Origin of the sequence: Streptomyces sp. NPDC059900 (assembly GCF_050270335.1) — a bacterium.
In the GTDB taxonomy this organism is placed as follows: domain Bacteria; phylum Actinomycetota; class Actinomycetes; order Streptomycetales; family Streptomycetaceae; genus Streptomyces.
This window is the reverse complement of record NZ_JBNNJZ010000298.1, coordinates 1-6469: the sequence shown is the minus strand read 5'-3', so window position 1 is coordinate 6469 and position 6469 is coordinate 1. Positions and strand designations below refer to the sequence as shown.

Below are 6469 nucleotides of genomic sequence, written 5' to 3'. Positions count from 1 at the left end.
GAGGATCGCACCCGCGGCCGCCTTGTGGCCCTGCGCGTCGGCGTAGGCGATCGTCACGACCTCCATCGAGCCGAAGACGGCGCCGGTCGCGAGGAAGGCGGCGAGCAGGGCGGGCATCCCGCGCGCACGGAGAGGCGACTTCTCCTTGACGGTCGTACGGCCGCGGGGCGGGGGCTGCGTGCTGCGCTGGGCGGCGAACAGCAGGACCCCGGACAGGAGCAGCACGACTCCGACGAGGGTGCCCGCCTCCGGGAAGAACGTGCCGCACAGGAAGGCCGCGAGGACGGGGCCGAGCATGAAGCACAGCTCGTCCGCGGCCTGCTCGAAGGAGTTGGCGGTGTGCACGGCCCGCTCGTCGCCCTTGAGGAGGTGGGCCCAGCGGGCGCGGGACATGCCGCCGGTGTTGGGGGTCGTGGCCGTCGCCGCGTACGAGGCGAACAGGGTCCAGTCGGGCGCTCCGTAGTGCACGCAGAGCAGCAGCGAGAGCGAGCCGACGGCGGCGAACGCGGTGGCGGGGACGGCGATCCGCGCCTGGCCGTACCGGTCGACGAGGCGGGCCGTCCAGGGCGCCACGACGGCGGTGGCGGCGAGTCCCGTCGCGGTGACGGCACCGGCGAGCGCGTACGAGCCGCGGGCCCCGGCGATCATGATCACGGCACTCACGCTGAACATGCCCATGGGGAGACGGGCGATGAGGTTGCCGATGGTGAAGGCGGCGGCTCCCGGTATGCGGAAGAGGCGGGCGTAGGGGTTGCGGGGGCGGGGCCTGTGGGGGGTGTGGGGCGCTTGGGGTTCGGCGGGGTGGTCGGGAGCGTGAGGCTCGGCGGTGTGGCCGGGTGCTTGAGGCTCGGCAGGGCGGCTGGGGGCTTGGGGTTCGGCGGGAGGCATGGGATTACCCTCACCGGGGCTTCGGTGTGGCGTCCAACACCTTCTGGGGGGTGACTCACGCACTTCTGTTGTGAGTTTCCGGGAGCGTTGTAAGTTCCCCGGGTGACAGCAGAGTCCCGTACGCCCCGCGACCTGGAGCCCCGTCTCCTGCGCGCCTTCGTGGCCGTCTCCGAAGAGCTGCACTTCACGCGGGCCGCCGCAGCCCTGTACGTCGCCCAGCAGGCGCTGAGCCGTGATGTGCGGCGCCTGGAGCGGGAGTTGGGCGCCGAACTGTTCGTGCGCACGACACGGCAGGTCACGCTGACGGCCGAGGGCGAGCGGCTGCTGCCGTACGCGCGACGGGTGCTCGAAGCCCAGGACGACCTGGCCGCCGCCTTCGCGCGGGCAGGCGGCTCCGGCGGCGCGGCCAGGCCGCTGCTCGTGGACCTGAACAGCCAGGGCCTCATCAGCGGGCGCGTGCTGGAGCGGGCCCGCGAACTCGCCCCGGAGTGCGAGCTGATGGCCCGCTACGAGAGCGGCCTCACCGGAGCGGCGGCCGAGATGCTCGCAGGGCGGCTCGACGTCTCCTTCGGGCGGTACGCCGGGCTCGAACCGGCCCTGCGGTCACGGCTCGCCCAGCAGCCCGTCCGGTACGAGCCGATGGCGGTGCTCCTGCCGCTTGGCCACCCCCTGGCCGACCTCGACGCGGTGCCGCTGGGGGCGCTCGCGGGGGAGAGCGTGTACGCGGGGGCGGGCAATCCGCGGACGCTGGAGTGGACCGACCTGGCGCATCGCCTCTTCGAGGGGCGCGGCATCGAGGTGGCGGCGCCCGCCCCGCTCGCGGTGGGACCCGAGGAGTTCGGGCGGATCATGGCCAAGCACCGCAACCCCGTGCTCGCCGCCGTGGACTTCCCGGCCATGCCCGGGTCGGTCCTGCGGCCCCTGATCGACCCCGTGCCGCTGTCGCCGGTGTCCCTGGTGTGGAGAAGGGGGCTGGTGCACCCCGGTCTCGACGCCCTGCGCGCCGCCGCGGCCGGGCTCGCCGCCGCCGAGGGGTGGCTGCGCAGGCCCCGGGACGGCTGGGTTCCGGCCATGGACGCGCTCATCATGACGTGAGTCACGGCTGGCGGATTAGTACGACTGTCACTGGGGTGCGCTACATTCATGGTCCGGGCGCGGTGTGATAGGGGGGCGCTCGGGTCGGGTGGGGGCCCGGTCCGACGGCAAGTTGCCCGGAGTCGTGCGCGCCCGAGTCAGGTTATGTGGGGGGTTGTGCGTACGCATGGAGAATTGGCGAGAAGATGCCCTACCGGAACACACCCATGATCCGAATGAAGTCACCATTCAGATCGACGGTGTGGGTCGGCAGCTGGCGAACCTCGTGCCCGACAGCGCTCAGGACGCGCCGGACGGGCCGGTTTTCGTCGACGAGTCGGGCCGCCGCAGCCGGAGATACCGCCGAATAGGCGTGCTCGTCGGCATAGCCTGCGCCGTGTACGCGGTGATCATCGTGGGCACCCTGCTCTCGGGCAACTCCAGCGCGCCCTGGCTGCCGATCGACCCCAAGGACGACAAGCCGGCCAGCAAGGTGGACACCCCGAACCGCCCGGCCGACCCCCTCGACCCCTCGGCATCCCCCGGCACGACACCGTCCCCCGGCGCGTCGGAGAGCGGCAGCACCGCTCCCACCACCGGCGGCAAGGACCCGGCCGACCCGGAAGAGACGGACGACGGCAAGACCGAGCCCGGCGGCGGCAAGACGGACCCCGACCCCACGGGTGACGACAAGCCCGACCCCGACCCGACGGGCGGCAACAGCGGCGGCGGGAAGCCCGACCCGACCGACGACGCCTCGAAGCCGGACCCCGACCCGGACCCGACCGGCGACCCCGTCACGCCGGACCCGGACCCGTCGACCTCGTCCCCCGGCGGCCCGGCCGGAGCCGGCGGCGAGGTCCCCGTGGCGCAGTCCGCCGCAGATCAACAGTCCCCGCTGCGCGTACAGGCGGCCGTCCATCAGTCCCCCCGGAGCGCAGGCCAGCAGCCCTCGGAGGGCGCACAGCGATGAACACCCGCTCGAAGAGGGGCCGGTCCGCCGGCTCCCGTCACAGTCACGCCCAGCCCCGGGGCGGCGGCCGCAGCGGCCCAGCCCCGTCACGCGGCGGGGGCGGCGGCCGGCGCCGCGCGCAGCCGGTCCGCGGCAAGCGCAGGGTCCCCCTGCGCTATCTCCTGCCGCTGCTCCTCCTGGTCGCCCTGATGGCGATGCTCATGCTGCGCGGCTACACGCACAGCGAGATCCTCGCCGACCACCGCGTGCGCCCGCCCGCGGCCACCGACCAGGTCCCGAAGAAGATCCTCGAAGACGGCGGCCCGGTCATCGACACCCGCGGCGGCCACGAAGGCACGCTCAGCGTCCCCGACCACCGCCTCGTGCTGACCTTCGACGACGGCCCGGACCCGGAGTGGACCCCCAAGGTCCTCGACGTCCTGAAGAAGCACCACGCGCACGGCGTCTTCTTCGTCACCGGCACGATGGCCTCGCGCTACCCCGACCTCGTCGAGCGCATGGTGGACGAGGGCCACGAGGTCGGCCTGCACACGTTCAACCACCCCGACCTGTCGTACCAGTCCAAGAGCCGCATCGACTGGGAGCTCTCGCAGAACCAGCTCGCCCTCGCGGGCGCCGCCGGTGTCCGCACCTCCCTCTTCCGCCCGCCGTACTCCTCGTTCTCCGACGCCATGGACAACAAGTCCTGGCCGGTGACGCAGTACATCGGCAGCCGCGGTTACCTCACCGTCGTCAACAACACCGACAGCGAGGACTGGAAGCGCCCCGGCGTCGCCGAGATCATCCGCCGCGCCACGCCCAAGAACGGCAACGGCGCGATCGTCCTGATGCACGACTCCGGAGGCAACCGCTCGCAGACGGTCGCCGCGCTCGACACCTTCCTGCCCGGCTTGCAGGACAAGGGCTACAAGTTCACCAACCTCACCGAGGCCCTGGGCGCCCCCAGCGCGCACGCGCAGGTCAGCGGCATCGAGCTCTGGAAGGGCAAGGCCTGGGTCTTCCTGGTCGGCGCCTCGGAGAACATCACCGGCGTACTGGTCGTCGCCCTCGCCGTCATCGGCTCCCTCGTCATGCTCCGCTTCGGCCTGATGCTGCTGCTCTCCGCGGTGCACGCGCGCAAGGTGCGCAAGAAGGGCTTCCGCTGGGGCCCCGACGTCACCGAACCGGTATCGGTCCTGGTCCCCGCCTACAACGAGGCCAAGTGCATCGAGGCGACGGTCCGCTCCCTCATGACGAGCGACCATCCCATCGAGATCATCGTCATCGACGACGGCTCGTCGGACGGCACCGCACTGATCGTCGAGGGTCTGCGCCTGCCGAACGTACGCGTCGTACGCCAGCAGAACGCGGGCAAGCCCGCGGCCCTCAACCGCGGCATAGCCAACGCCCGGTACGACCTCATCGTGATGATGGACGGCGACACCGTCTTCGAGCAGTCCACGGTGCGCGAGCTGGTGCAGCCGTTCGGCGACCCGCGCGTGGGCGCCGTCGCGGGCAACGCGAAGGTCGGCAACCGGGACTCCCTGATCGGTGCCTGGCAGCACATCGAGTACGTGATGGGCTTCAACCTCGACCGCCGGATGTACGACATGCTCGGCTGCATGCCGACCATCCCCGGCGCCGTGGGAGCCTTCCGGCGCTCGGCCCTGGAGCGGGTCGGCGGCATGAGCGACGACACGCTCGCCGAGGACACCGACATCACGATGGCGATGCACCGGGACGGCTGGCGCGTCGTGTACGCCGAGAAGGCGCGCGCGTGGACCGAGGCGCCGGAGACGGTGCAGCAGCTGTGGTCACAGCGCTACCGCTGGTCGTACGGCACGATGCAGGCGATCTGGAAGCACCGCCGCTCGGTGATCGAGTCGGGCCCCTCGGGCCGCTTCGGCCGGGTCGGCATGCCCCTCGTATCCCTCTTCATGGTCCTGGCGCCGCTCCTGGCCCCCTTGATCGACGTGTTCCTGCTCTACGGCCTGGTCTTCGGGCCCACCCAGAAGACGGTCGTCGCGTGGCTCGGCGTGCTCGCCGTCCAGGGGGTGTGCGCGGCCTACGCCTTCCGGCTGGACCGCGAGCGCATGACCCATCTGATCTCGCTGCCCCTCCAGCAGATCCTCTACCGGCAGCTGATGTACGTCGTGCTGCTCCAGTCCTGGATCACCGCGCTGACCGGAGGCCGCCTGCGCTGGCAGAAGCTCCGGCGCACGGGAGTCCTCGGAAACCAGCCCTCTATTCCGCAGCAGCGGACGGGCAGCCCTGACCGGAGGCCCGTCGCATGACCTATCCCCAGCAGCCCACGCGCCCGACGCAGCCCGGGTACCCCACGCAGGGCGGGTACCCGACGCAGCCGGTGCATCCCACGCAGCCGCTGCCGCAGGCGCCGCCGCCTCCGGGGCTGCGGAACCATGCGCCAGGGCAGGGCGGTCCGGGCGGTCCCGGCCAGATGGCTCCCGGCATGGGGGTGACGCCGGTGGGTCCGGCGACCCCTGCGGCCCCCGCCGCCGCGCCCAAGAAGCCGGGCCGTGACCGCTACTTCGACGTACTGCGCTCGCTCGCCCTGGTGCGCGTCGTCGTCTACCACCTGTTCGGCTGGGCCTGGCTGACGATCCTCTTCCCGTCCATGGGCGTGATGTTCGCGCTCGCGGGCGCGCTCATGGCGCGCTCGCTCAAGCGCCCCGCGTGGGGCGTCATCAGGGGCCGCATCCGCCGCCTCCTGCCGCCGATGTGGGCGTTCAGCGCGGTGGCGCTGTTCCTGTTGTTCTACGGCGGCTGGAACGTCAGCAAGGACCCGGACCACGGGGGCACGTGGGGCCTGGTCAGCATGGTCAACTACGTGTTCCCGATCGGCGCCCCGCCCTTCCCCTGGCACATCGGGGACAAGGCGGGCCTCCTGGAGGACACCTGGCCGGCCCAGGCGGCGGGCCCCCTCTGGTACATCCGCGCCTACCTCTGGTTCGTCATCGCCTCGCCGCTGTTGCTGTGGGCGTTCCGCCGGGTCCCGTGGGCGACGCTGTTCGCGCCGCTCGCCCTGACGGCGGTGCTCGCCACGGAGATCGTCAAGATCCCCGGCGAGACGGGCAACGCGGTCTCGGACTTCGCGGTGTACGGCAGCTGCTGGGTGCTCGGCATGGCCCACCAGGAGGGTGTCCTGGCCCGCGTCCCGCGCTACGTGGCGGTGTCGGTCTCGGCCCTGGTCATGGCCTTCGGCCTGTGGTGGGCCTCGGGCCATCTGGGCCCGGACGGCTGGGACCTGAACGACATCCCGCTGGCCCAGGCGGCGTGGTCCTTCGGGTTCGTGGTCATCCTCTTCCAGTACTCGCCGTCCTGGCAGGAGCTGCCCGGCCGCCTCAAGCGCTGGGACAAACTGATCACCCTCTCCAACAACCGAGCGGTGACGATCTACCTCTGGCACAACCTGCTGATCATGGCCACGGTGCCGATCATCGACCTGGCCTACGACCTGCCGTTCATGGAGGACGAGCAGTGGAGCTCGGCCCTGGACACCACGTACATGCTGTGGATGACCGTCCTGGTCTGGCC

The 6469-nt window shown here is 71.7% G+C and carries 5 protein-coding genes; 4 read left to right on the top strand and 1 reads right to left on the bottom strand.

All coding sequences use genetic code 11. From position 1 onward, the window contains the following. Window positions 1–888, bottom strand: an 888-nt coding sequence (locus tag ACQKIP_RS29710) for an MFS transporter (protein WP_427744640.1), incomplete at its 3' end; no start/stop codon positions are given. Between the two features lie 102 nt (window positions 889–990). On the opposite strand from ACQKIP_RS29710, the gene ACQKIP_RS29705 reads away from it, so the two are divergent. From ACQKIP_RS29705 to ACQKIP_RS29690, 4 genes are all read left to right on the top strand, one after another. Beyond that, entirely contained in the window at window positions 991–1983 is a 993-nt protein-coding gene (locus ACQKIP_RS29705; RefSeq protein ID WP_365857266.1) for a LysR family transcriptional regulator, read from the top strand. A gap of 241 nt (window positions 1984–2224) precedes the next feature. Next, window positions 2225–2935 carry a hypothetical protein gene (locus ACQKIP_RS29700; RefSeq protein WP_365857268.1) on the top strand — a complete coding sequence of 237 codons (711 nt, stop codon included), beginning with the start codon at window positions 2225–2227 and terminating at the stop codon, window positions 2933–2935. 188 nt (window positions 2936–3123) lie between these two features. Then, window positions 3124–5208 carry a glycosyltransferase gene (locus ACQKIP_RS29695; RefSeq protein ID WP_365857984.1) on the top strand — a complete coding sequence of 695 codons (2085 nt, stop codon included), beginning with the start codon at window positions 3124–3126 and terminating at the stop codon, window positions 5206–5208. Beyond that, on the top strand, window positions 5205–6469 hold a 1265-nt coding region (locus ACQKIP_RS29690; RefSeq protein ID WP_427744637.1), incomplete at its 3' end, for an acyltransferase family protein. The genes ACQKIP_RS29695 and ACQKIP_RS29690, both read left to right, overlap by 4 nt.